Source organism: Paenibacillus sp. OK076, assembly GCF_900110055.1.
GTDB lineage: Bacteria > Bacillota > Bacilli > Paenibacillales > Paenibacillaceae > Paenibacillus.
The window spans coordinates 21,630-42,643 of the sequence record NZ_FOCH01000011.1 but is presented as its reverse complement, the minus strand read 5'-3'; the positions used below and the strand labels follow the sequence as shown (position 1 = coordinate 42,643).

General features: G+C 46.9%; 20 protein-coding genes and 1 riboswitch. Of the genes, 10 read left to right on the top strand and 10 right to left on the bottom strand.

Annotated features, from left to right (window positions below):
• The first annotated feature begins 10 nt into the window (after positions 1-10).
• Complete coding sequence (locus BMY78_RS31785; RefSeq protein WP_090905367.1) at positions 11-163, top strand: small acid-soluble spore protein P; 153 nt, start codon at positions 11-13, stop codon at positions 161-163.
• 267 nt (positions 164-430) lie between these two features.
• Positions 431-1,525, top strand: coding sequence for a hypothetical protein (locus tag BMY78_RS31780; protein WP_090905365.1), 1,095 nt, complete (start codon positions 431-433; stop codon positions 1,523-1,525).
• A gap of 80 nt (positions 1,526-1,605) precedes the next feature.
• Here BMY78_RS31780 and BMY78_RS31775 read toward each other — a convergent pair whose 3' ends face one another.
• Both BMY78_RS31775 and tadA read right to left on the bottom strand, forming a co-directional pair.
• The gene (locus BMY78_RS31775) at positions 1,606-2,175 is read right to left on the bottom strand and encodes a GNAT family N-acetyltransferase (protein ID WP_090905364.1); all 570 of its coding nucleotides are present in this window, start codon (positions 2,173-2,175) and stop codon (positions 1,606-1,608) included.
• A gap of 38 nt (positions 2,176-2,213) precedes the next feature.
• Positions 2,214-2,714 (bottom strand): tRNA adenosine(34) deaminase TadA, encoded by a 501-nt coding sequence (tadA, locus tag BMY78_RS31770; RefSeq protein WP_064641365.1) that lies wholly within the window; start codon positions 2,712-2,714, stop codon positions 2,214-2,216.
• A 335-nt stretch (positions 2,715-3,049) separates the two neighbouring features.
• On the opposite strand from tadA, the gene BMY78_RS31765 reads away from it, so the two are divergent.
• Positions 3,050-5,389, top strand: coding sequence for a PAS domain S-box protein (locus tag BMY78_RS31765; protein WP_090905363.1), 2,340 nt, complete (start codon positions 3,050-3,052; stop codon positions 5,387-5,389).
• Positions 5,390-5,407: 18 nt separating this feature from the next.
• Positions 5,408-6,109, top strand: a complete 702-nt coding sequence (gene rluF, locus BMY78_RS31760; RefSeq protein WP_090905361.1) for a 23S rRNA pseudouridine(2604) synthase RluF — start codon at positions 5,408-5,410, stop codon at positions 6,107-6,109.
• 131 nt (positions 6,110-6,240) lie between these two features.
• On the opposite strand, the gene motB is transcribed toward rluF, so the two are convergent.
• Entirely contained in the window at positions 6,241-7,059 is an 819-nt protein-coding gene (gene motB, locus BMY78_RS31755) for a flagellar motor protein MotB (RefSeq protein ID WP_090905359.1), read from the bottom strand.
• The gene (gene motA / locus BMY78_RS31750; RefSeq protein WP_090905357.1) at positions 7,046-7,846 is read right to left on the bottom strand and encodes a flagellar motor stator protein MotA; all 801 of its coding nucleotides are present in this window, start codon (positions 7,844-7,846) and stop codon (positions 7,046-7,048) included. The genes motB and motA overlap by 14 nt, the downstream gene beginning before the upstream one ends.
• A 234-nt stretch (positions 7,847-8,080) precedes the next feature.
• Between motA and BMY78_RS31745 the strand changes: the two genes are divergently transcribed.
• From BMY78_RS31745 to rbsK, 3 genes are all read left to right on the top strand, one after another.
• On the top strand, positions 8,081-8,374 hold the full coding sequence (locus tag BMY78_RS31745) for a hypothetical protein (protein ID WP_090905355.1): 294 nt from the start codon (positions 8,081-8,083) through the stop codon (positions 8,372-8,374).
• A gap of 252 nt (positions 8,375-8,626) precedes the next feature.
• A complete protein-coding gene (locus BMY78_RS31740) occupies positions 8,627-8,923 on the top strand; it encodes a 4a-hydroxytetrahydrobiopterin dehydratase (protein WP_090905354.1) in 297 nt (98 codons plus the stop codon).
• 45 nt (positions 8,924-8,968) lie between these two features.
• Positions 8,969-9,955 carry a ribokinase gene (gene rbsK, locus BMY78_RS31735; RefSeq protein ID WP_090905352.1) on the top strand — a complete coding sequence of 329 codons (987 nt, stop codon included), beginning with the start codon at positions 8,969-8,971 and terminating at the stop codon, positions 9,953-9,955.
• A gap of 339 nt (positions 9,956-10,294) precedes the next feature.
• On the opposite strand, the gene BMY78_RS31730 is transcribed toward rbsK, so the two are convergent.
• The 5 genes from BMY78_RS31730 to BMY78_RS31710 form a co-directional block, all read right to left on the bottom strand.
• Positions 10,295-10,654: a c-type cytochrome gene (locus tag BMY78_RS31730; RefSeq protein ID WP_063567633.1), complete on the bottom strand. Its 360-nt coding sequence runs from the start codon at positions 10,652-10,654 to the stop codon at positions 10,295-10,297.
• A gap of 150 nt (positions 10,655-10,804) precedes the next feature.
• Positions 10,805-11,299: a GNAT family N-acetyltransferase gene (locus BMY78_RS31725; RefSeq protein WP_090905350.1), complete on the bottom strand. Its 495-nt coding sequence runs from the start codon at positions 11,297-11,299 to the stop codon at positions 10,805-10,807.
• Between the two features lie 406 nt (positions 11,300-11,705).
• On the bottom strand, positions 11,706-12,176 hold the full coding sequence (locus tag BMY78_RS31720) for a C40 family peptidase (RefSeq protein WP_062329631.1): 471 nt from the start codon (positions 12,174-12,176) through the stop codon (positions 11,706-11,708).
• Between the two features lie 3 nt (positions 12,177-12,179).
• Positions 12,180-12,317, bottom strand: a riboswitch (cyclic di-AMP (ydaO/yuaA leader).
• A gap of 252 nt (positions 12,318-12,569) precedes the next feature.
• Positions 12,570-13,412 carry a hypothetical protein gene (locus BMY78_RS31715; RefSeq protein WP_090905348.1) on the bottom strand — a complete coding sequence of 281 codons (843 nt, stop codon included), beginning with the start codon at positions 13,410-13,412 and terminating at the stop codon, positions 12,570-12,572.
• A gap of 10 nt (positions 13,413-13,422) precedes the next feature.
• Positions 13,423-15,414 (bottom strand): M1 family metallopeptidase, encoded by a 1,992-nt coding sequence (locus tag BMY78_RS31710; RefSeq protein WP_090905346.1) that lies wholly within the window; start codon positions 15,412-15,414, stop codon positions 13,423-13,425.
• A gap of 101 nt (positions 15,415-15,515) precedes the next feature.
• Here BMY78_RS31710 and BMY78_RS31705 point away from each other — a divergent pair, with 101 nt between their 5' ends.
• A complete protein-coding gene (locus BMY78_RS31705) occupies positions 15,516-16,019 on the top strand; it encodes a YwhD family protein (protein ID WP_090905344.1) in 504 nt (167 codons plus the stop codon).
• A 144-nt stretch (positions 16,020-16,163) separates the two neighbouring features.
• On the opposite strand, the gene BMY78_RS31700 is transcribed toward BMY78_RS31705, so the two are convergent.
• Entirely contained in the window at positions 16,164-18,242 is a 2,079-nt protein-coding gene (locus tag BMY78_RS31700) for a transglycosylase domain-containing protein (protein WP_090905343.1), read from the bottom strand.
• Positions 18,243-18,540: 298 nt separating this feature from the next.
• On the opposite strand from BMY78_RS31700, the gene speE reads away from it, so the two are divergent.
• Positions 18,541-19,368: a polyamine aminopropyltransferase gene (speE, locus tag BMY78_RS31695; protein ID WP_090905341.1), complete on the top strand. Its 828-nt coding sequence runs from the start codon at positions 18,541-18,543 to the stop codon at positions 19,366-19,368.
• A 14-nt stretch (positions 19,369-19,382) separates the two neighbouring features.
• Positions 19,383-20,252, top strand: a complete 870-nt coding sequence (gene speB / locus BMY78_RS31690) for an agmatinase (RefSeq protein WP_062329643.1) — start codon at positions 19,383-19,385, stop codon at positions 20,250-20,252.
• Positions 20,253-21,014 lie beyond the last annotated feature (762 nt).

Here is a 21,014-nt window from a genome sequence, read left to right as displayed (position 1 = left end):
AGTGAACTACATGAGCAAACCCAAAACAACACCTGTGCCTGAAGCTCAGGCTAATGTGCAGCACCGAAAACCTGAAGAGCATTCTTCCATGCAGGAACCGTTGTCCGGCTCCAAAAAAGTGAAAAACCAGAATCATGTGGATCATAACAATCCACAAGGCTAAGTTAAAGGAACGATCATTCCTCTCTTTAGCACATATTAAATGCATAACCATAACCTATAACTCCGGTTAACAAACCGGGGTTTTTGCGCGTTCATACATGATTTAGAGGAGCATCCCATGGATATCTAAAGCTTACATAGGTCTTTGTAGCCAATTTAGAGAGTAAAGCTCACAAATTTCCCAAATCGTGTTTCCGTTTCAGAATAAATGGTATATCATTGATATTGAATTATTTTTTTGGGGTTATCACGAGAGGAGAGAAACAAAATGACTAAACGTATGGGGGCGCTTCTTCTTACGTTGCTGTTAACCGTATCGATGGCACTGACAGCATGTAGCAGCAAGCAAGAACCAAAAGAGGCATTAAAGACGGCGGCAGCCAATGCTTCCAAACTGACTTCGTATGAGATGAGTTCTAATTTCACTATTAATGAATTGAGCTATAAAGCTGCAGACGAGTCACAACAGGACCCAACGATGTCTCAGTTTATGAGCATGCTGAAGGATGCTCAGTTGAATGTAACTGGCGTATACCAAAGCGAGCCAATGCAGACCGAAATGACGGTAGGTATTGAGCTTAAAGGCGATATGGGTATGACATTTACTATTCCAATGGTAATGACCGCTGAGAAGTTATATGTTAAGGTACCGAGTATTCCATTCTTCCCGATTCCGGAAACGGTTGTTGGTAAATTCCTGGAGCTGGATCTGAAAGAACTGGCTGAGCAAGAAGGAACGGAATGGAATCCGGATGCTATGGATGCAGCGAAAACACAAAAGCTGAGCAATGAAGTTATGGATGCGGTTCTGAGCGAGTACGATCAGGATAAATTCTTTAAAAACCTGGACGTGAAGGATGCACAGCTTCCAGAAGGTTTGGATGCCAAGCAAGTCGTTCAATTTTCGGTCAACAATGACAATGTGAAGGAAGCCGTTACTGTTCTGGTAACCAAAGCATTGCCAAAAGTATTGGACATCATCTCTAAAGAAGAGTATCGTGACATGTTGCAAATGAGTCAGGAAGATATCAACAAAGCCAAAGAGGATCTGAAAATTACTGAAGCAGATCAAGCTGAAATGGCTAAAGATCTGGACCAGTTGAAAGATACACTGACCATTAACCAGTTCCACATTGATTTTGCATTGGACAAAAAAGATTTCCCGGTATATCAAAAATTGGTTGCTGATCTGTTGATTAAACAACCTGATACCAAGGATGAAGTAAAACTTGCATTCACTGGTTCGAACACATACACCAAAATTAACGAGAAGCCAGCATTCAAAATCAATATTCCTACTGGCGAAGACGTTATTACAATGGATCAGTTTGAAGAACTAATGAACGCATCTTACGGATACTAAGTTCTCAGATTCATGTTAAAGCAAAGAGCCGCTTAACCTTAGGGTTGGGCGGCTCTTTGTATGTTCCATAGTCTATTCAGTTACTGTAAAGATTCACCCAAGTCCTCGGCCAGCACAGCGTAGATCTGATGATCCTGATACTCTCCGTTAATCTTGAGATATTTACGCGCAATGCCCTCAGCCTGAAAGCCGTTCTTCTCCAGAACACGTTTGGAACCGGTATTGGACAACAGAATAGCTGCCTGAACACGATTTAACTTCAGGGCACGGAAGGCGTAGGATACAGCGAGCTTCACGGCTGCGGTCATTCGTCCGCCGCCTTGGTAGTCTGGATGGATAAAGTATCCCATGTCCGCATAATTGGCAACGCCCTGAACGACATTGTTCAAGCTAACCTGACCGATGAGAATACCATCGTCGATTGTAAAAATTCCGAATTGATAACCTGTTCCTTCCTCGGCCGCCTGCATTCTATCCTGAATGCGTCTGGTTTGCGCATGCAGCGTATAGAATTCATCATCCCGGATAGGCTCCACAGCTTGGTAGGGAAGACGTGTGATTTGGATAAGAGCAAGATATGCCTCCGTGTCTTGTGAATGAAGTAGACGGAGACTTATTCCTTTTGGTGTGTCGTACAGTGTAAGCGGCATGGAATGCACTTCCTTTCCAGATGGATGTAAGTAAGATTCTATTTTTTGCGTAAACGCCGGAAAAATTGAGTCAGCATAGTGGAGCACTCTGGTTGAAGAATGTCAGCTACTACTTCGGTTCGATGATTAAAACGAGGTTCCTGCAGCAGATTCATCAGCGTTCCTGCACATCCGGCCTTGGGGTCAGCGGTACCATATATGACTCGAGGCACTCTGGATTGCACAATGGCACCTGCACACATGGGACAGGGCTCCAGTGTGACGTACAGACTGCAATCCAGCAGTCGCCATGCACCGATGGCTTCACTTGCCTGCCGGATGGCTACCATCTCCGCATGTGCTGTGGAATCAAGTGTCGTCTCACGCAGGTTATATCCACGACCAATAATGCGATTATGTTGAACAATTACAGCCCCAATCGGTACTTCCCCGAGTGCTTCTGCTTTGTACGCTTCAGCAATGGCTTCACGCATCCAGTGCTCGTGCTGAGCTTCCTCCGAGAGATGTGTAAGATCAGGTTGGAGAACATCGTCCTTCATTAAAATGTAAAACCCCTTCCAAAGAGCGTTTTGTGCGGCGAACAAACATTCGTTTGTTAACATGTTGTGTATAAGTCTGTGGATAACCAGCGAGTTGCTCACATAGTTATGAACATACTATCCACATGCCTGTGGATTTGTGTATAATTCTTAGTGGTTATTCCCATTGTAGGCATGGAAATGACAAAATACAATTGATTTCGCGTTTTTCAGCCAAGCGGTAACTTTTGGACAAGGGTCAATTATCCTTTTCAAATAGACATACAACAGTTATGATGGATATAGGTTTTGCCATATATCGCCAGAGGGTACAAGCCGAGAGGTGAACGAAAAAGTTGTCTATTAAAACGAAATTATCCATGATTATGTCGTGCTCGGTGCTCGTCATTTTGGTTTTGAATATAGCACTGAGTTATTATACTACAGAAGAGAATCTAAGGCAGGACAGCGAAACCAAGATGGTGCTTACAGCCAAACAGATTGCAATTGCTGTCGAACAGAGTCAGTCCAGTTCGGAATATGTAAAACGACAAATTGGGAACAATCTATGGCTGGCCTCTGTAATGGCAGCGGAAGAGCTGGACCCGAATATTAATAATATCACAAATGAAGACCTGGTTCGCATGAGTGAAAAAGTCGGTGTCTCCCACATTTCGTTGATGGAGCAAACGGATGATGATATTGTGGTTACCCGGTCCTCCGATCCAAAGGAGATTGGATTGTCTACCAAATCCATGACGTACTGGTATCAGGCATTTAAACAGCTGTTCGAAAATAATCAGGTTACGATTTCACAGGGACAGAAATTGGACCATTTTTGGTCAGATGGATTCGAATACTCTACGTCCAATCCGTCAGATGTTGATATCTGGGGTTACTATCATGATGGGAAGAGGAATTACATAATCAATCCCTTCTATAATAATGCCGCTGTTGACGACTATGTGAAGATCTCTGGTCCAGACGAGATTTTGAATAAGATTCGTGAAGTGAATCCTTCGATTCTGGAGATTACGGGCATTAATCCATTGACCTTCGGTAGCTCGAGCATGAGTAATGACGGAAGGGATACGAACCATAACAAGTTGAATAACAGGCCAATTCGTTTTGGTACCTATCAATATGGTGCCGCAGAAGAGGATCACAAGGCGGTGGTACGGGCAATTCGTACTGGGCAGAATGTATCCTTTGTCAGTGAAACTCATGAACAGAAAGTGCTCAAAAGTTTCATTCCGATATTCACCCCCAATGAATCATCATATGTGATTAGTATTGTCATGGACTATAAGCAAATATCCTCAATGGTATCGGAACAACTGGTTAGCCATGCCTCGATTTCGCTTGTTTTGCTGGAGATTGTGATCTTTGGCAGCTATTTGCTCGCAGGCTACATTACGCGTCCTATTCAATCTATTTTGGGCAAAGTGAATGATGTGGCTGACGGTCACTTTGATTTCCGTCTCAAAGTGAGAAGGAAAGATGAACTGGGGCAATTAGCGAATCGCATTAATGCCATGATTCGTAATTTAGGACATTATACGAATCGTCTGAAACAGATGTATGAAGAAAATCGTGCGGTAAAAGAGCATTTGGAATCGATCATTAACCAAACGGCAGACGCGATTCATATTACGGATCTGGATGGAAATGTTTTGCGGGTAAATCGTGCCTTTGAGCAGTTGTACGGCTGGCGCAGTCGTGAAGTGGAAGGCCGCAAATTGAAGATTATCCCTCCTGGTACTGAAGAGGAGATGGAAGAGCAGCATGCCCAGTTGATTGAGGGTATGTCTATTACTTCCAATGAAACGACGTGGATGAAGAAGGATGGCAGCCGTGTCGAAGTCAGTGTGAGTACAGCACCAGTTCGGGATGAAGCAGGCGAGATTACCGCATTGATCAGCGTATCAAGGGATATTACCAGCCGTAACCGTATGGAGGAGTTGCTCAGACGTTCCGAGAAACTGACGACGGTAGGCCAGCTGGCAGCCGGTGTTGCGCATGAGATACGTAATCCGCTTACGACCCTGCGTGGGTTCCTTCAGCTCCAACAAGAGACGAACAAGCTTAATCATCGACACTTGGACTTGATGCTGTCCGAGCTGGATCGAATTAATCTTATTGTGGGTGAGTTTCTGATACTTGCCAAACCACAGGCGGTTCATTTTCAAGAGCGGGATATTCGCTTCATTCTGGGAGATGTTATATCATTGCTGGACAGTCAGGCACATCTGCATGGTGTGGAATTTATACTGAATGCTTCATCCGATTCAGCTATGGTACACTGTGAAGAGAACCAGTTGAAGCAGGTCTTCATTAACTTGCTGAAGAACGGCATGGAGGCTATGCCAGACGGGGGTAATATTCGAATTAAACTCAATCCTGACCAAGAGAACAGTCGGGTTCGGATTGAAATTAAGGATGAAGGCACTGGAATTCCAGAAGAATTAATGCCCAAGCTGGGGGAACCATTCTTTACAAGCAAGGAATCGGGAACAGGGCTTGGCCTGATGGTCAGCCAGCGCATTATTCAATCACATAAGGGCATGATGGATATCAAAAGCGTCATGAACAAGGGGACGACCGTCATTATCGACCTGCCTGCCTCCCAACAGCAAACGGAGCGTACAGAGGAAGAGCATAAGACGGACAATGAACCTACAGACGAAGAGAACTAGATGAGGTGAGATTACCTTTTGCGTATTAATAAATTTATTAGTGAAACAGGTTTTTGTTCCCGTCGGGAAGCAGACAGATTGGTGGAGAGCGGGAAAGTAACGATTAATGGAGTGACGGCAGAGCTGGGCAGTCAAGCTGAAGATGGCGATGATGTACGAATTAATGGTCAACCTATTAAGGAAAAACGGAAACACGTATATATTGCGCTCAATAAACCTGTCGGAATAACGAGTACAACGGAGCGGCATATTCAAGGGAATATCGTTGATTTTGTAGGGCACAAAGAGCGCATTTTCCCCATTGGTCGCTTGGATAAGGATTCGGAAGGTTTGATTCTGATGACCAATGATGGTGATATCGTCAATCGAATTCTAAGGGCAGAAGGACGCCATGAGAAAGAATATATTGTGACCGTGGACCGTGCGGTAACGCCAAGTTTCTTGAGAGGCATGAGCACAGGAGTCAAGATCCTTGGCGAAATGACGCTTCCTTGTACAGTGACTCGTATATCAGAGCGGGTGTTCCGCATTATTTTGACGGAGGGAAAAAACCGTCAAATTCGCCGGATGTGCAGTGCATTTGGCTATGAGGTTCGGAAATTGAAGCGGATTCGTATTATGAACATTCATCTCGGGGAACAGGCCACAGGAACCTGGAGAGAACTGACAGCCGCAGAAAAATCGGAATTAAGCACTCTGCTAGATTACAATATGGAATAAATGATGATAACTAAGGCGCTGCTTCTCTCAAGGGAAGCAGCGCCTTTTAATATCGGTGGATAGAAAAAAAGGCACTCTTCTGGTATGAAGGAGAGTGCCTTAAGCATTCGTTTGCTACAACGAACGATTCTTTAGTTACCTTGTCCAACTGCTTTCACGGCCGTGTTGTTACTCTGATATTTCCGGATAATCGAAACTTCTACCCGACGGTTTTGAGCTCGTCCAGCATCCGTTTGGTTGCTAGCGACTGGGTGATACTCCCCATAACCGCTAGGTGTGAACTTCGAAGGGTCCAGCGCCTCATTCAATAACAGAATTTTGAGGAAATTCAGTGCTCGATCGGCACTCAAATCCCAGTTATCCTTATATTGGCTGTTCGAAATGGGAACATTATCAGTATGACCAGACACAACGACCTCATATTCCGGGAACTCTTGCAGCATGCTCGAGATGGCTTTGGCCAGCGAGCGTGACTCGGGTTTAACATCAGCCCGGCCAGAGGAGAACAGGGCGTTATCACTGATTGTGATCTTGAGCTCAGACTGATTCAGCTTCGTATTCAGCTGATCGGAAAGCCCGTTTTTCTGAATATATTGATCAAGCCGTTTCTTGAGTTTCTCCAGATCTTCCTGTTCTTTCTTAGCCATCTGCGCATCTGTAATCTGAGCTTGTGTCTTTTTGGTGATATCTTCAGGCTGCTGTTTGTTCTTGCCCAAATCTGTAGTAGATTCTGTAGGGTTCATGGAGGTATGATCCAGTACACCCGAACCACCGTTCAATGCGCTGCTCAGTGCGGAAGCCATCTGTTCAAACTTCGTTGCATCTATAGAGCTCATAGAGAATAATGTGATAAACAGAGCGAGCAACAAGGTCATCAAGTCGGAGTAGGGAAGCAACCAACTTTCGTCTATATGTTCTTCATGCGGTTCGTGTTTTTTAGCCTTTTTCACCTGATGAGCCCTCCTTCTCTTCCAACTGTCTACGTTCGGAAGGTGTCAGGAATACAGATAATTTTTGATTAATGGCAATGGTGGATACACCAGATTGTATGGATAACAAGCCTTCAACCATCATCAACTTGATTTCCATCTCTTTTTTGGACATCCGCTTCAGTTTATTGGACATCGGATGCCACAACACGTAACCACTGAAGATACCGAGAAGTGTCGCGATAAACGCCGCTGCAATCGCATGCGAGAGCTTTTCCATATCACTGAGATCGGCAAGCGCTGCAATGAGACCTACAACGGCCCCGAGTACCCCGAGCGTTGGTGCATACATCCCCGCTTGAGCGAAGATCAAGGCACCGCCACGATGGCGCTCTTCTGTAGCATGAATATCTTCCATGAGTACATCACTTACAAATTCCTGATCATTGCCGTCAATAATCATACGCATACCGCCGCGCAGGAACTGATCATCAATATCTTCGACTTTCGATTCAAGTGCGAGCAAACCTTCACGACGGGTAGTGGAAGCCCAGTCCATAAATGTGCCGATTAGAGAAACACGGTCAATCAGTTGTTGCTTTTTGAACAGTACCCCGAAAAGCTTGGGGATTTTTTTAACTTCAGACATGGGAAATGCCATGAAAATAGTTGCTGCCGTACCAACAAAAATAATAACGTAGGCTGCCGGGTTGTTAACCAGGTTGATTAGGGGCGCACCCTTCAGGAACATACCCAATACAAGTGAAACCAGCCCTAAAACTAGTCCGATAATCGTTGAAATTTCCATCATACACCTCATCCATGAGATAAAATTGAATCCTTTCAAGCGGCTTTATTCGGGCTTCCGGACGAACGTTACACCGCAATCCGTTTAATGTTAGGCATCCTTTAGGGATGCAGAAACAGTTAAAACGGTCATGTATAGTATTTATCGACCAGATGGCCTTTTTTTTTAAGGGTTATTTTCAGGTATAATAAGATCAAATCTGCTCCTTAGGGGCCAAATAGGAGTGAAAAGCCAATGGGCGTAAAGCATGGACGGGATTATGAAGGAATATTGACAGATTTGACAGAGGCTATAGGCCGAATACCGGACCGCTATGTTTTCTTTGAGATGGATGAGGAAGAATGGTCACGCCTTGGTGTAACAGAGCAGCTCGAAGTGGATGAGGCGCTGGCGGAAGATCTGTTCTATGCGCTGGGTGAGGAAGCGGTCATTCCGGTAGGAAGTGGAGTGGTCATTCATGACAAGGATCAGCACCGAATTCATATCTTAATAGGTGAAGAAGAGCTGACTTTTGTACCACTCATTTAGTATGCACACATAAGATATTTGGCATGGAAAACCGAGTTGGAGAATCTCCCTAAAGCCTTATGGTTAGTGGATCTAGCGCCATTTGTACTATTGGAATTTGAGGCTTGTCCGTGGTAAGATGATAGTCATGAAACGGGCGAACCGCAGGGCGGTGGACCTATGCGTTTGGGTTGCTATGGTAGCACCAAAGGTTTCGGTGGCAGCATGGACAGGTGTCTGTGATGAGCCATCATATGGGGAGGAAGATAACGTATGGTTTTTACGCAAGAGGAAGTCGAAGCTCATCTGGGAAGGCTGGAAGGCTGGGAACTGGAAGAGGGACGATGGATTGTCCGCAAGTTCGTATTTTCCAACTACATGAAAGGGATTGCATTTGTGGACGAGGTCGCAGCGATTTCGGAAGCGTTCAATCATCACCCTTTCATTACGATTGACTATACAACAGTCACACTGCGTCTCACATCATGGGATGAAGGTGGCATCACATCTGTAGATATTAAAGAAGCAGAGCAATATAACGAGGCTTTTGAGAAAATGAGGTCGGAATAACCTGGATCGGTTATTATCGCACTACCAGAAATGAGTGAAGCATACATGTCAGACGATATTCAGAACAAACCTCTTATTGCTGTTGTAGGCAGCCTCAATATGGATCTGGTGGTGAAGACGGATATCATCCCTGAGGAAGGCGAGACGGTGAGCGGGGAGGAACTGCACTATTTGGCCGGGGGCAAAGGCGCCAATCAGGCGGTTGCTGCTGCACGACTGGGCGGACAGACAACGATGATTGGTGCGGTAGGTTCGGATGGGTTTGGTGAACGTCTACTGCACAGCCTGACGGAAAGCGGGGCGGATGCCTCGCAGATTCGCATTCTGGATGATACCGTTACGGGTACGGCCTCCATCTGGCTCTCCAAAGGAGATAACCGGATTATTGTCATTCCCGGAGCGAATGGTCAGGTTGTGCCTGCGATGCTGGAAGAGGCGGATACGGTAAAAAGCCTGACTGCAGCCGCAGCGGTGCTGCTGCAGCTGGAGATCCCGCTGCCTGCGGTCACCCGCGCCGCCCAACTGGCGGCTGAAGGCAGCGCATTGGTGGTGCTCAACCCGGCGCCTGCCGTGCCGGGTCTGCCCCAGGAGCTCCTGCGGTGCGTCGACGTCGTCACGCCGAACCGCAGCGAGCTCGCCCTGCTCACCGGCCGGGATGATCTCCGGCCGGAAGACGTGGATGCGGCGGTCGTAGAACTCGCCGCATCCCTCGGGGCCGCTGTCGTCACGACGCTCGGCCCCGAGGGGGCTGTATACGCGGCGGCGCCTGGCGGCCGCGTACAGGCAGGGCGTGCCGGCGCGTGCCGTGCGCGCGGCTACGCCGTAAGCGCCGTCGATACGACCGGCGCTGGCGATTGCTTCAACGGCGCGCTGGCGGTAGCCCTTGCGCGCGGAGAGACGCTGGACGCAGCAGTTGGCTTCGCCATGGGCGCGGCTGCGCTGTCCGTGACGAAGCTCGGCGCCCAGTCCGGGATGCCGTTCGCACGTGAAGTGGAGGCTTTCCTGGCTGAGCAGCAGGCAAAGACGCCGTAAAGTATGATGCTTTGCTTAGAACGAGTCATAGACAGCTGTATCGGGATCGCTTATGCAGCCGGATAGCCATGGCTCGTATGTTTCTTACTGGAGCATCCTACGCATTGAACACATGAATATGACCAAGAGGCTCTTACTCTCCCGACAGGGGGAATAAGAGCCTCTTCTTCTTATGAACAGTTGATCAATTCAGCGACCACTGGAATACGATCGACTACGTGGTGCATCCAGAGCGATGATGGCTTGGAGCATGCGTGAGAGCGAAAGGACGGTTGGGGTCCCTCGCTTTAACACGCGTGTAATCTGAATCCTATGATTCGCTGCCTTAGTCTTCTAGCCTTACTTCTTCTCCGCCAGCCACATCGCAATATTCGCGATTTCTTCATCCTTCAGCTTGTCTTTGAACGAAGGCATACCGCCGCTTTTACCTTTGACAATCGTGGTATAAATCTTCTCCACATCGTCCTGGCTACCAATCTTCTGCAGACTAGGGCCCATACCCCCTTGAAGCTGATCACCGTGGCAGGTAATACAGTTTGCTTTGACCAGTGCCTCAGCCTGTCCTGCATCCATTGTAACTTGTGGCATCGTCGGTTTCGCTTCTTCTGCAACTTCCTCTTTCCCTGGAAGCGTAAACATTAGTACAATAGCTAAAGCGCACGCTGCAAAAAATACCCCGCTCATGATCCATTTGTGCATCCCTTATGTCCCCTCCAGAATGAAAGATCATCTAACTTGAAACTATCCATATCATTATAACGGAACCTGTAGTGACATCATAGCATTTTGTGGTAATTTTTTGAACTAATCACATAACCGGGGACTTTTTAGGGTGATTTTATGCACTATTTATTCGCGTGGACCTTCATAGACCATACAGTAAAAAGGTTTCAAACCGCTCGGTGTCTGTCGTTCGTATGTATCCTTCGTAACAAATCCGGCTTTGAGATAGACGCGAATGGCCCGGTCATTCCAGGTCAGAACTTCCAGATCAATTTCGTTTGCAGGGTTCCGGCGAATGGCTTCCTGCACAATGGCCAAGACAAAAGCCTTCCCTTGCCCATGGCCACATCGATCGGGGTGCATGCCAAGCCCAATGCGGGTGACACCTTCAAGCGGGAAGTATTGAGCGAAACCGCAAATCTGCTCATCCTCTCCCAGCACCACCGCATATTGTTCCTTCCGTAGCTGGGGATCGCCGAATTCTACTTCAAGTGCTTTCATTTGCTCCCAGGGCAGCCAGCTATAAATATTATAAGGCGGGTCATACTGCCAATCGCAGATGAGCTCCGCATGTTCTTCTTGCATGGGCACAACGTGAAACGTCACAGGGGCTTCATCCATACAAAACTGCACGCTCCTCTCATTGTGAACAAGCGATAATGATTTTGATTTGTCCATATCTATATCTATATCCATATGTCATTCCATATCTAAGCTTGTTTTCACTCTACAAAAGAGGCGTTCATTTGGCAAGTCCTCGTTTTAGAAAAAAAAGTGAAACAAAAGTTCCGGTAATTTCGTTTATATTATAGTAGGATGGGTAAAAACATGATAAGAGCACGGACGAAGCAATGAAAATAGCTCTAAAAAACTTAAACTTAGGTTTGATCGCTATCCCGAATGCTTTGAAGGAAACGAAGCACAAAAAAACCGCCGGATCCATTCCTGCGGAGAATGTACCAGACGGTTCTATTATGCTTCGTTACAGTAGTTTTATTGTTCCAGCATGACGTTGCTCAGCTTGTCCCTAGTCGATGGCCAATGTCTCATATGCATCCGTGCTCATAATGCGTTTAGCGCCAACATAGCGGTTAGCCCAGTAGCTTTCACTTAATTCGCTGATGGTAACTCCTTTGGAAGAAGAGGAGTGTGCAAACTTTCCATCCCCTACAAAGATCCCTACGTGCGAGACCCCTTTACCCGTTGTATTGAAGAATACCAGATCACCTGGTCTCATTTCCATACGGGATACCGAATCACCCATGTCGAATTGTGAACTCGATTGGCGAGCCAGATCAATACCCAGCTTGTCGAATACATAACTTGTGAACCCAGAGCAGTCAAAGCCGTTAAGCGTTGTTCCTCCGCTTTTGTATGTAGTTCCCATTGCTGAATCAATGACTTGGTCCATTTTTGAATCTGCGAATGCGCTGCCTGCTCCAAGCGATAATGCAAATGTGAGGCTAAGTACAGCTGCGGTTAATTTCTTTTTAAACAAGAGATATACCCCTTCCAATGCCTGCGAGGTTAGCTTAAGGATTCGGTTGAAGGTCCCCTATGATCCCTCTGTTGCAAGATCAATTCACCCATAACTGGTTCCCCCGCTTCCCAGGTGCTAGGAATTTGGCTATGCTAGTTATGCACCTGCGAAATCAAGAAATGACGATTAAATTTTAAGTAGTTACAAATATGAAGGTAAAGATTACAAAGTTGTTACTAAAAACTCACTGCGATTATTGTAACAGAGGTATATCACTTTGGCAACGTTTAACAACAAAATTAGCAAAAAAAACCTCGACCTTTGACGGGGAAAGGTCGAGGTTTGCTTGTTTAAAGGCTTTTGATGAAAACAACTTTACATAGAGATGGTAACCATTTTTAACCGTGCACGTTAATCCTTGATCGAATTGGACTGCCATAACCGGAAATGGGCGCATATTTTCCATAGGCTTAGCAAGCACCGGGCAAGTGGATACGTCTGTTGTAGTATAAGACCAGTTAAACCCGTTAGTAACCATGAAGCTGAAGTAAAGGCACCAAAGACCAGCAGATGAAGGCCGCCCAGCATGACAGCGATGCCGATCAGAGTGATGACCTGGCGTAGTGCAATCCATAGAGCTTGAAACGTACCACGCGCTCCGCCTTCCCCATCAGGAGCTGAGATACCAAACTGCATGTAGAGCAGGATATGATGGATAACCCACCCGTATACAATCCAACCAGCAACATAGGGAATACCAGGCAAGAGCAGATGGAGGGAATGAAAACCTTCCATAAAGATAGAATAGAGCTTTGGTGCGAGCCAATAAGCAGGCAGCAGCAGCAAAAGGGTACGAATGGTGTAAAGCAACAGCATCGGTTTCCACAAATTTTTGATGCCACGAATGAATGGAATGCGCTCTTCCGAATGATTATAATGCTGGAGCGAGTAGAGCAGCCCTGCCTGAATGAGGGGGCTAATCAGCATCCGTAGCAGCAGCATAGCCCCTAAAATCCATAAATAGCGATGGACCTCCGGATTCGTTGTCAGGCCGAGTTGGCTCTCCATTTTGAATAAAATTGTACTGAGTTCCCCTGCATCAGGGTCAGGATAACGCAGGAGCAGCGGGACCACAGCTGACTGAACCATTCGATAAAGAAAGTATCCCCATACTAATTGATAGAGAAATAAAAGTGCTGCAATGAACATATGCTGACGGACGAGAAACCAGCCTTCACGTATTTTCGCTTTCACTGTATCCACCTCACCATGACAGACTTCCGAATATGGCTTCTATAAGTTTGGTTGCACTCATGCTCCAGCGGGATTTGGTTGGCTCATCCAGTCCGGCTTTCAGAAAATTGTTCATATGATGGTTCTCCAGCACAATGGTGTACAGCGGATCAGTCATAGCCCAGGAAACAGGGGAAGTATAGGTCAGTTTGTAGGTAATGCGCTCCTCGCTGCCATCCCATTCTTTCGTCATGGTTTTCCCGTCTTCGAACATAATTCGAACAGGCACCTTCTTATATTCACTGCCTTTTTTCTGGACTGTTACAGACGACTCGTACAACGTTTGACCGTCTTTCAGGATAGGATTGATGGTGATCTTCTCCACTGCAAAGTCAGCCATGCCATCTCCATATACATATTGATTAAAATAATCGGTCCAGGATGTACGGGTCACTTGCTCCACGACCTTTTGAAAATCAGACGAAGTAGGGTGTTTGAAACGGTATTTCTTTACATAGGTCGAGAGAATACGCTCCATCGTTTTGGCACCAACCTGTTGTTCTATTCCGAGTAAAACAAGCTTGCCTCGTGTGTATACGTTCGCTGCATATTGATTCTGGGAATCAAACTTCCAGGAGTTCTGTGTCAGTGGAGCCGGAGAAGTAATGAGACCTGATTGTACAGGCAGATTCGGGATAAGTCCGTATTCCTGTTCCATCACTTTGTCTTCTGCATAGGAGGTGAATCCTTCGTCCAGCCAAGCCTCTTCGAATTCATTACTCGCAACCATGCCGTAAAAATACTGATGCCCAATCTCATGCACAACCGTGCGTTCCAGATCGTAACCAGGTGTAGAATCGTCCGCACCGAAGGCGGTGACCAAGGTAGGGTATTCCATTCCTCCTGCGCCGTTCCCCGATTTGGGCGGGACAACAATGGACAATGTGGAATACGGATAAGGGCCAAACCACTTGCTATAGTTGGATAGCGCCGCTTTGGCGGCGTAGAAATAACGTTCCTTCAGATCCTCATGAGCAGGGTCGAGATACAGCTTGATTCGAACACCTGGCACATTGGGAGCAGAGAAGGGTTCTTCCGCATAAACAAAATCAGGAGAGGCTGACCAGGCAAAATCATGCACATCATCGGCATAGAACTGATATATTTTTTCGCCGTTCTTCACAACCGCTTGCTGGGTTGGGAATCCAGTAGCAGCTACTTTGTATGTTTCCGGTACCCGAATACGCACACTATAGATACCGAAATCGGCGTAAAACTCTGAATTACCGTGATACTGATGCAGATTCCAGCCTTCGTTCGTTCGACCTCGTGTGCCTACTGGCTCATATACGCTAAGTTTAGGGAACCACTGACCAGCCATAACGAAATGATCTGCCGTTCCCATGCGGGCAAAAATTTGCGGTAGCTTGACCTCAAATTGGGTGTGAAGCGTGATGCTTTCACCGCCTTTAACGGGTTTGGGCAGCCGTACCTTAATGAGAGTAGTATCTTTCATGTTTCCATCATCCGGTTGCACATACTGCATCCGATGCATGAGAGAAAGCCCGTCCTCTGTTTTCATTTCTTTGATCTGCATGGAACCATAACCGTTCGTGGGCATGACATCACCGCGAAGCTTTCCCCCGGATTCTTGCATAAAAGTGGTGTCAGCAGAAGAGAAGGCATTGGGATACATGTGAAAATAAAGCTCACTGACGGTTTTCTTACCTGGATGTGTCCAGGTTATCGTCTGAGTTCCTCGCAGTACATTCCCGTCTACCAGCTTCACATCCATGTGATATTCCACTACGCGGTTGCTGAACACTTCAGCGGTAGGTGTCTGTATACTTTCCGGAGATGTTTGGGTTTTGACGGGTGCCGTAGGCTTGCCCGATTCCGGGGCGAGCACAGGCAAGTCAGAATGAATGGAGCGTGTGGAACCCAGACCAAGCCATATCCCCCCGGCAACTACACACAGGGCTATAATTGCGGTGAGCCAGCTCTTGGCGCGTCGTGGAATCATCGTTAAATACCTCCCGTTGACAAGCATCTACAGCATGTATATGTTTGCATTGGGGCGATTATTAGTTAAAATATTTGTATCAACCCTTGGAGGCTATAAACATGGACCAAAACGAGCAAAACGGCAAAAAACAGATTGCCTTGAATATCGTTAGTGCAAAGAGCAAACACAAAGGCTTCGGTGCAGGTTCCATTGATCTGAACAACCTGTCTCCAGTTATTATTGATAACGGAGAAGCCAAGATCGATATTGGCGCGATGCATGCCAAGAGCAAGGTAGAGCGTAACATCAAGTTCTCGACCAACCGTGAGGACGTACCCAATGGGCGCCAGGTATGGCTGGTATGGGTAGCTGTGGACCGTAATGAACAGGGACAGTTCTATGGCGGAGCAACTGCGTGTGAGATGTGGATTGATACAGAAGCGCGTCGTGGATGGAAACTGCTGGCCGATCATGTGAATCGCATGGATTATGCCATGAAGCGCCGGTTCATGCTCGATGATCTTGGACCTGAGGATCGCGCGGCACTCAAGACGCTGCTGACTACGCATAACGAAGAATGGTGGAACGCTTCTCCAGATGAATTGAAAGAAGCGCTCGCCTAATTCATGAATGTTCAAGTTGTTCAAAAAAGAAGAACCAAAAGCCCCGTGACCGAGATGATCGGTTCGGGGCTTTTGCTTCTATGCTAAAATTAAATTTTACGGACACTGACGCAATTACGTCATTACGTATTTACGTCACTTCGGTCATTCCACCCACCAGCGTTTGAAATCCTTCCACCATGAATGCTTCTCTTCCTGTATTCCCTGCTGGTTTTGCACCTCGCGAATGTCTTTATCCTTCTCTGAACCCGAATCGTCCGAAGCGCTGCGACAGACCTCGGTCGGTTCCGTGCCATCAATAAAAACTTCCAGCCGTTTCTCGGCGCAGCCATTGCCAGCGAGTTTACCGGATTCGGGATCGATATATACACTGACGACATTATCCGGTACGGTAAAAATCTTCGGTGGAACACTGGCGAGGGCCTGTTCCGTGAATTGGGCAAACATAGGTGCCGCACGACGCCCGTCGGATGTGGAAATGGCTTTGCCTTGATCATAACCGACCCAGACAGCCGTTGAGAGCTCTGGGGTGAAGCCGACTAGCCAAGCATCCGTATTGGTCGTCCCTGTTTTGCCGGCGACAGGCCGTTTAATCGTTGCAGATACCCGATTACCCGTACCTCCATTTTCGAACACACTTTCCATCAACCGTGTTAATACATAAGCAGCAGCGGGTTCAACCACCCTCTCGGCCTTGGTCTGAGGTGCTTCATAGATGACTCGCCCTGCGGCATCCGTCACTTGCAGAATGGCTACAGGAGGTGTTCTTTGCCCACCTGCTGCGATAGCGGAAAATGCTGAAGCCATCTCCAATGGACTAACAGGCGAGGTGCCGAGTGCAAGGGAAGGTACCGGGCTCATGTTGCTCGTAATCCCTAAATTTTTGGCCATTTTCACCACTTGTTCAGGTCCGATCTGCATAATCGTATTTACCGCGTAGATATTGTCCGAAGCGGCGATCGCCTGTCTCAGATCAATCTCACCTAAATACTTATCACCGAAGTTACCGGGCTTATAGGTCTTGCGATCATTGTCATAATGAAACAGGGTCGGCTCGCTTTTAAACATGGACGCACTGGTGAGCTGTTTCGATTCCAGGGCAGCCAGATACATAATGGGTTTAAAAGCAGATCCCGGCTGACGTGTAGTCGCCAGTACATGGTTAATCTGATTGGTGCGGTAATTTTTGCCTCCCACCATCGCTTTGATATATCCGGTACGCGGATCGATCGATACCAGAGCGGTTTCGAGCTCGCTTTTGGCGTCCATGCCTTTGGCTACGGCGTCTTCCGCCGCTTTTTGTACACGCAGATCCAGCGTGGTGTATATATTCAATCCTCCATGATCCAGCATCGCTTCGCTGATCCCCAGCTCCTTGATAGCCAGATTCCGGATATAATCGCGGAAATAGGGTGCACTTTCTACGGTTTTGCGTTCACTTTCCGGCTTGAACGATAGCATTTCCTCATAGGCTTTATCTGCTTCCGCTTGCGTAATTTTGCCGATGTCAGCCATGGCATTCAATACAACCTTCTGACGATCCTTCGCGTTCTTCATATGATTATATGGAGAATAGTAGGTCGGCCCCTTTGGGATTCCTGCAAGCATGGCACTTTCGGCAAGCGTCAACTGTTTGGCGGATTTGCCAAAATACATCCGTGAGGCTGCTTCGATCCCGTAGGCGCCATGACCATAATAGATTTCATTGAGGTACATCTGCAGAATTTCATCCTTGCTGTATTTCATCTCCAATTGTGCCGTGTACATCGCTTCCTTGGCTTTGCGGGTCCATGTCTTTTCATGGGACAAATACAAGTTGCGCGCGAGCTGTTGCGTCAGTGTACTTGCGCCCTGGGACATCTGCATATGTTCCAGGTTGACGAGTACAGCCCGTCCCATTCCTCGGATGTCGAAGCCGACATGATCATAGAACTTGCGGTCCTCTACAGCAAGTGTAGCGTTGACCAAATCAGGTGAGATATCTCCCAACTGCACGGGTACCGAGTCTTTGCCGCCTGCCGAGAAAGTGGCAATGACTTCGCCCTGGCTGTCTAACAGCCTGGAATTGCGATCGGAGTCGGCCAGTGGCAGGCTGGTGGCGTATAGATAGACCAATGCTGCTGCCATGGCGATTAGGCCGAGAATAACGAGCAGAGTCAGGCTTTTGATGACTTTCCATATACGGAACCCGCGTTTGCGGGTCTTTTGGCTTGATTGGGTCATGGGACGGGCTCCTTTCTTTTCTTTCCAGTATGGGAATTCAGTGACACGGATATTCAATCCGCCTGTTTAACCGTTTAAAATATAGCTTTTTTGCAGAAAAAAACCGTTTTGCAGTATAAACGTCAATCGCGTATAATGCAAAAGGGTAATGAAAAGGTACAGTTCGGCACAACATACCATAAGCAAGGAAAGTCGAACAGTTCCCATTGTCAGTGCTTGGATTCTTTGATTAGTCAGACGCTATGTACGCTCTGGTCAATTTAATCTATATAAACTTTACGGAAAGAAGGTAGAGATTATGGAATTGTGGTTTACGGAGAAACAGACCCCCGCATTCGGAATCACCGCGAAGATTAAGCAGACCTATGTAAGCGAAAAGACGGATTTTCAAGATCTGGCTATGGTAGAGACCGAAGAATTCGGCAATATGTTGCTGCTTGACGGCATGGTCATGACGACGGTAAAAGACGAGTTCGTTTATCACGAAATGGCGGCTCACCCTGCGCTGAACACACACCCGAATCCGAAAAAGGTGCTGGTTGTTGGTGGCGGTGACGGCGGAGTTATCCGTGAAGTCATTAAGCATGCTGCTGTAGAAAAAGCAGTTCTCGTCGAAATCGACGGAAAAGTGATTGAATATTCCAAAAAGTATCTGCCCGAAATCGCCGGTAAGTTGGACGAGCCTAACGTCGAAGTGCTGGTGAACGATGGCTACATGCATATTATAGAGCATAAAAATGAATACGATGTAATCATCGTTGACTCTACAGAGCCTGTAGGTCCGGCTGCTCCGCTGTTTGAGCGCGGTTTCTATCAAGGCATCTATGAAGCGCTGAAAGAGGACGGGATCTTCGTTGCTCAAACGGACAACCCGTGGTTCAAAGCGGATCTGATCCAAAAGGTAAACAAAGACGTTAAAGAAATCTTCCCGATCGTACATGTGTACGGCTGTAATATTCCCACGTACCCAAGTGGTCTGTGGACTTTTACAATGGGTAGCAAAAAACATAATCCGCTTGAGGTGGACGAGACGCAGATTCCAGAGATGGATACGAAATACTACTCTCCACGTCTGCACAAAGCGGCGTTCGTTCTTCCTAAATTCGTGGAAGACCTTACGAAATAAGGAGGAATAATGAGATGAAATTGGATCAAGCTTATTCAGGTAACGTGTTTATTTGCAGTTCAGAGGATTATGAGAACTCCAAAGCGGTCATTTATGGTATGCCGATGGATTACACCGTCAGCTTCCGTCCAGGGTCCCGTTTCGGTCCTTCCCATATCCGTCAGGCTTCGGTTGGACTTGAAGAGTACAGCCCTTACCTGGATAAAAGCATTGTGGACATGACTTACTTTGACGCTGGGGATCTGCTTTTGCCTTTCGGTAACGCAGGACGCAGTCTCGAAGTCATCGGAGAATATATCGGTGGCCTGCTGGCTGACGGCAAATTCCCGATTGGTCTCGGCGGGGAACACCTCGTCACTTGGCCTGTTATTCAGCAAATGTACAAAAAATATCCGGACCTTATCCTGATTCATATTGATGCACATGCCGACCTTCGTGAAAACTATGAGGGCGAGCCATTGTCTCACTCCACACCAGTGCGTAAAGCAGCTGAACTGATGGGCGGCAAAAATATTTATCAGTTCGGAATTCGTTCCGGCTCCCGTGAAGAGTTCCAATTCGGACGGGAGAACATCAACTTCTATCCGTTTGAAGTGGCAGCTCCGATGAAGGAAGCTCTTCCGAAAATGGGTAACCGTCCTGTGTATGTTACAATCGATATCGATGTGCTTGATCCGTCTGCAGCTCCGGGTACAGGAACAGCAGAAGCGGGCGGCATTACATCCAAGGAACTGCTTGAAGCCATCCACATGATCGCAGGATCAGATGTAAATGTGGTCGGTTGTGACCTGGTGGAAGTGGCGCCGATTTACGATCCTACAGAACAGACACAAATTGTGGCTGCGAAGATGATCCGTGAAATGCTGCTTGGATTCGTGAAGTAATCGCAAAAAAACAGCGTCCTCTGTCTGCGTCAGGTTGAAGTCTGCGTAGGAGAGGGCTTTTTTTATGATCGTCTCCTGATCTTAACTTGTTGAACCTCATTTCTGGACTGTGTTATACTGACAACAACAGTAATCAGTAGTATATTAATTGATATATTACATTCGTGAAGTATATGGTGATCGGGTTCGACCATATACTAAAAAGAGTCTTCACCGCTACCAACGGTAAAGACTCTTAGGACCCCGAAAGGCTGTGAACTGCCACGGCGTGCATGAATTAAATATTGCGATTCAAGCGAAACCCACCGTCAGGCTGTCAACCTTATGAGGTGGGTTTTCGCTTGCTACGAAAATTTTTGCGCAACCAACGGTAAAGCTTACGGATACTCAGCACTAGACTGAGGATCGCAGCAATCCATCGGATTACATCAAGCAACGCCACAAGATTGACCATCGACGTCACCCCCTTTCGGGAAGCTGCGCCGTGATCAAGAAAACATCCACCGTTATTCAAAGTCCATAACACCGATTATAGCACGTACGTTCCCGTCTCTCTACCATTTGTTGTATATATAATTCCGCCCATGAGTTAAGCGAAAACACGCATTTGGGATGACTCTATCTTAATATTTATGTATAATATGGAAATAGAGGAAAGGAGTTATGTTATGCATGCAATCCGGGCTCAGTTGAGTATGTATCCCAAATGGTTCGTAGCGGTACTTATTATATTTACCATCAATCTTATATTAACAATGACTA

What these genes read in the sequence shown, in the direction of transcription:
- BMY78_RS31780 (WP_090905365.1), top strand. Translation starts at nt 431, where the DNA reads ATGACTAAACGTATGGGGGCGCTTCTTCTTACGTTGCTGTTAACCGTA.
- BMY78_RS31725 (WP_090905350.1), bottom strand. Translation starts at nt 11,299, where the DNA reads ATGGATGAAGCCCCTGTGACGTTTCACGTTGTGCCCATGCAAGAAGAA.
- BMY78_RS31785 (WP_090905367.1), top strand. Translation starts at nt 11, where the DNA reads ATGAGCAAACCCAAAACAACACCTGTGCCTGAAGCTCAGGCTAATGTG.
- BMY78_RS31710 (WP_090905346.1), bottom strand. Translation starts at nt 15,414, where the DNA reads ATGATTCCACGACGCGCCAAGAGCTGGCTCACCGCAATTATAGCCCTG.
- rbsK (WP_090905352.1), top strand. Translation starts at nt 8,969, where the DNA reads ATGTCAGACGATATTCAGAACAAACCTCTTATTGCTGTTGTAGGCAGC.
- BMY78_RS31775 (WP_090905364.1), bottom strand. Translation starts at nt 2,175, where the DNA reads ATGCCGCTTACACTGTACGACACACCAAAAGGAATAAGTCTCCGTCTA.
- BMY78_RS31730 (WP_063567633.1), bottom strand. Translation starts at nt 10,654, where the DNA reads ATGCACAAATGGATCATGAGCGGGGTATTTTTTGCAGCGTGCGCTTTA.
- BMY78_RS31740 (WP_090905354.1), top strand. Translation starts at nt 8,627, where the DNA reads ATGGTTTTTACGCAAGAGGAAGTCGAAGCTCATCTGGGAAGGCTGGAA.
- BMY78_RS31745 (WP_090905355.1), top strand. Translation starts at nt 8,081, where the DNA reads ATGGGCGTAAAGCATGGACGGGATTATGAAGGAATATTGACAGATTTG.
- motA (WP_090905357.1), bottom strand. Translation starts at nt 7,846, where the DNA reads ATGGAAATTTCAACGATTATCGGACTAGTTTTAGGGCTGGTTTCACTT.
- speB (WP_062329643.1), top strand. Translation starts at nt 19,383, where the DNA reads ATGAAATTGGATCAAGCTTATTCAGGTAACGTGTTTATTTGCAGTTCA.
- tadA (WP_064641365.1), bottom strand. Translation starts at nt 2,714, where the DNA reads ATGAAGGACGATGTTCTCCAACCTGATCTTACACATCTCTCGGAGGAA.
- BMY78_RS31700 (WP_090905343.1), bottom strand. Translation starts at nt 18,242, where the DNA reads ATGACCCAATCAAGCCAAAAGACCCGCAAACGCGGGTTCCGTATATGG.
- speE (WP_090905341.1), top strand. Translation starts at nt 18,541, where the DNA reads ATGGAATTGTGGTTTACGGAGAAACAGACCCCCGCATTCGGAATCACC.
- BMY78_RS31705 (WP_090905344.1), top strand. Translation starts at nt 15,516, where the DNA reads ATGGACCAAAACGAGCAAAACGGCAAAAAACAGATTGCCTTGAATATC.